The sequence below is a fragment of the Paraburkholderia sp. BR10954 genome (assembly GCF_040965775.1).
Classification (GTDB): domain Bacteria; phylum Pseudomonadota; class Gammaproteobacteria; order Burkholderiales; family Burkholderiaceae; genus Paraburkholderia; species Paraburkholderia youngii.
On record NZ_JBFRCK010000237.1, the window covers coordinates 1 to 419 of the forward strand.

Sequence of the window (419 nt, forward strand, 5' to 3'; positions counted from 1 at the left end):
GTGGCAGACGGAGAACAAGGGGCTGCTCAGCGCTTCCTACGATCTCGATCTGTGGGGCAAGAACCGCGAGGCGCTGCGCGCGGCTGTGTCGGAGGCGTCCGCTGCCGAGGCCGACGAGCAGGTCGTCCGGCTCACGCTCGACACCTCGATCGCCCGCACTTACAACGAGCTGGCGCGGCTCTACGCGTTACGCGACATCGCGCAGCAGGAAGTCGCGCGGCGCGAGCAGATCGAGCGCATCACCGCCGGCCGCATCGCAAACGGACTCGATACCGAAGTGGAGCGCAAGACCGCCGACGCGAATCTGTCGACGAGCCGTGCCCGCGTCAGCGCGCTCGACGGCAGCATCCTGAGCACCCGCTATCAACTGGCGGCGCTGCTTGGCAAGGGTCCCGACCGCGGACTCGCGATCACGCGGC

General features: G+C 68.5%; 1 protein-coding gene. It reads left to right on the forward strand.

Annotated features, from left to right (window positions below; genetic code table 11):
• Nucleotides 1–419 (forward strand): TolC family protein (locus AB4Y34_RS42040; RefSeq protein WP_368719331.1); only part of this gene is annotated, 419 nt, incomplete at both ends.